2 pseudogenes are annotated in these 633 nt (G+C 46.3%); one reads left to right on the top strand and one right to left on the bottom strand.

Annotated elements, in window-relative coordinates:
• Positions 1-178: pseudogene (locus R8O11_RS28750) on the top strand (nucleotidyltransferase domain-containing protein); the annotation flags it as partial.
• On the opposite strand, the pseudogene R8O11_RS28745 reads toward R8O11_RS28750, so the two are convergent.
• Positions 175-633, bottom strand: a pseudogene (locus tag R8O11_RS28745) (DNA polymerase II); the annotation flags it as partial. The pseudogenes R8O11_RS28750 and R8O11_RS28745 overlap by 4 nt on opposite strands.

The raw sequence follows: 633 nt of genomic DNA, 5'->3' as shown, positions 1-633 counted from the left end.
CATAGAATGTGGTGAAGTGTTTTTGCAATATCATCCCGAGAAAAAACTGGAGATTGACCGCCTCTGCATATTGTTATCTGGAAGGCCAATTCCCAAGCGTTCGGTCATTGGCCTAATTGATGCTTTCGGCGGCTGGCTCGTGAAGCAGTACCAAAAGACTGAGTTTCGTATTGGTTAGAACAGTCCCATCTGTGGTGCTGAGAGGGTTTCAAAGTCTGTGCCGATAAATGGCAGAATCGCATCTGCAACAGGCTTTAGCTGCTTGTCGATGTAGTGCTGGTAGTCGATAGGACTGTTACGGTATTCATGAGGCTCAGGGCCATTTAGGGTAATCAAATACTCTATGCGCCCACGATTTTGATACTGTAAAGGTCGACCAAGCTTGGCATTAATGTCGTCGGCTAAACGTGCTGCACGCACTTGAGGTGGAATGTTTTTTTGGTACTCATGCAGCTTTCGGCGTAGTCGCTTTTGATAAACCAATTGGTCATCAAACTCCCCATTATTGGTTTTTTCTACTACTTCACGCACATAGTCACTCGGGTCTTCGCCGTGAAATACCATTCGATAGAGCGTGTTTTGGAATTTTTGCGCTAATGGCGTCCAGTCGGTACGCGCACTTTCTAGCCCTTT

It is taken from the genome of Vibrio sp. 1288 (assembly GCF_033344475.1).
The sequence above is the reverse complement of the archived record's forward strand: the minus strand, read 5'-3'. Positions and strand labels throughout refer to the sequence as shown.